Annotated in this window: 3 protein-coding genes; all 3 read left to right on the plus strand. The window is 70.0% G+C overall.

Annotated elements, in window-relative coordinates:
- Window positions 1-41 precede the first annotated feature (41 nt).
- Window positions 42-788, plus strand: a complete 747-nt coding sequence (scpB, locus tag AB0C29_RS45305; RefSeq protein ID WP_360834131.1) for an SMC-Scp complex subunit ScpB — start codon at window positions 42-44, stop codon at window positions 786-788.
- Window positions 757-1,515 (plus strand): pseudouridine synthase, encoded by a 759-nt coding sequence (locus AB0C29_RS45310; protein ID WP_360834127.1) that lies wholly within the window; start codon window positions 757-759, stop codon window positions 1,513-1,515. The genes scpB and AB0C29_RS45310 overlap by 32 nt, the downstream gene beginning before the upstream one ends.
- A gap of 55 nt (window positions 1,516-1,570) precedes the next feature.
- Window positions 1,571-2,101: (d)CMP kinase (cmk, locus tag AB0C29_RS45315; protein WP_360834129.1), on the plus strand; the 531-nt coding region annotated here is incomplete at its 3' end.

The following is a 2,101-nucleotide window of genomic DNA, read 5'->3' on the forward strand; positions in this document are numbered from 1 at the left end:
CCGGCGGCGACGCGGAGCACGTCGCGCCGGGGGGTGGGTTGGTGGCCGCGGATGCGGCCGCTCAGGGGGCCGCTGATGTCGAGGCCGCGGTGACCGCCGGGGCCGTCGCGAGTCAGCCTGTGGCACGGGCGCGGCCGAGTTCCGGGATTCCCGCGCAGGGACGTGGCAGCAAGGGGGGCGCCGCTGCTTCTGTGGCGGCGTCGACCCGTACCGAAGAAGAAGCGGAACCACTTCCGCCGATGGACGATGCCGAGTTGCGGGCGGCGCTGGAAGCCATTCTGCTTGTGGTTGATGAGCCGGTCGCCGAGATGCAGCTCGCGCAGATCGTCGAGCAGCCGACCGAGCGGGTCGCGGGCATGTTGGAGGACATCTCGGCGCGGTACACCGCGGCCGGGCACGGGTTCGATCTGCGGCGGGCCGCGGGTGGCTGGCGTCTCTATACGCGGCCGGAATACGCGGCCTACGTTGAGCGGTTCGTACTGGATGGCCAGTCGGTGCGGCTCACCCAGGCCGCGCTGGAAACGCTCGCTGTAGTCGCTTACAAGCAGCCTGTCACCAGGTCGCGCATCTCGGCCATCCGCGGTGTGAACTGTGATGGCGTCATGCGTACGCTTACCACTCGCGGCCTCATCGAGGAATGCGGCACTGAGGGCGAGACCGGGGCATTCCTGTACCGCACCACGGCGCTGTTCCTGGAGAAGCTCGGCCTCAACTCGGTCGACCAGCTTCCGCCGCTGGCCCCGTTCCTACCCGACGATGTGGAAGAAGTGCTCGATGCCTCAGGCTGATCCGGATACCTCCGTGCGGCTGCAGAAGATTCTCGCCACCGCGGGAGTCGGATCCCGGCGCGCGTCTGAAGATCTGATCTTCCGGGGACGCGTCACCGTGAACGGCAAGGTCGCCAAGCTCGGCGACAAGGTCGACCCGGCCAAGGTGGAGATCCGGGTGGACGGCGCGCGGATCGTCACGGACACCAAGCTGGTCTACCTGGCCATGAACAAGCCCCGCGGCGTGGTCTCGAGCATGGACGACGAGAAGGGCCGCAACGAGCTCGCCGACTTCCTCGGCACGTTCGAGCAGCGCATCTTCCACGTCGGCCGGCTCGACGCCGACAGCGAGGGCCTGCTGCTGCTCACCAACGACGGCGGGCTCGCGCACAAGCTGATGCACCCGTCGTACGGGGTCGCCAAGACCTACCTCGCCGAGGTCGCCGGCCCGCTGCCGCGCAACGTCGGCCGCCGCCTGCAGTCCGGCGTCGAGCTGGAGGACGGCCCGGCCAAGGTCGACACGTTCAAGCTGGTCGACGCGGTCGGCAAGACCGCGCAGATCGAGATCACCCTGCACGAGGGCCGCAAGCACATCGTGCGCCGGATGATGGACGAGGTCGGGCACCCGGTGTCGCGCCTGATCCGTACGGCGGTCGGCCCGATCCGGCTCGGCGACATGCGCCCGGGCGGTTTCCGCCGGCTGTCGAACGCCGAGGTGAGCGCCCTCTTCAAGGCCGTCGGCGACTGAGCTGGGCGCGCCCGGCACAATAGGTAGTTGTCCGTCAGAGGTCTTGGAGGTAGCGGTGGAGCGAGCAGAGCGGCCCGAACGATGCGTGGTGGCCGTCGACGGTCCCTCGGGATCGGGCAAATCCACCGTTTCCCGGCGGCTCGCCACCGCGATCGACGGCATCTACCTCGACACCGGCGCGATGTACCGGGCGATCACCTGGGCGGTGCTGCAGGCCGGCGTCGACCTGCAGGACCCGGACGCGATCGCCAAGATCTCCCAGGAGACCACCCTCTCCGTCGGCACCGATCCGGTGTCGCCGCACTTCCGGGCGAACGGCACGGACGTCGACGCGGCCATCCGGGGGCCTGAGGTCACCGGCGCGGTCTCGGCCGTGGCGGCCGTCCCCGCGGTACGCCGTCAGCTGGTGCAGTTGCAACGCGAGATCATCGCCGCAGCGCCCCGCATCGTCGTCGAGGGCCGCGACATCGCCACCGTGGTCGCGCCGGACGCCGAGCTGAAGGTGTACCTGACCGCCTCCGCGGCCGCGCGCGCCCAGCGCCGCAGCGCGGAGGACGCCACCGACCTGGCGCCAACCGAGGCCGAT

This window comes from Actinoplanes sp. NPDC048791 (genome assembly GCF_040650095.1).
Classification (GTDB): Bacteria; Actinomycetota; Actinomycetes; order Mycobacteriales; family Micromonosporaceae; genus Actinoplanes.

Bases quoted from the DNA above. Each gene is read 5' to 3' on its own strand.
- AB0C29_RS45310 (WP_360834127.1), top strand. From the start codon at position 757: ATGTGGAAGAAGTGCTCGATGCCTCAGGCTGATCCGGATACCTCCGTG.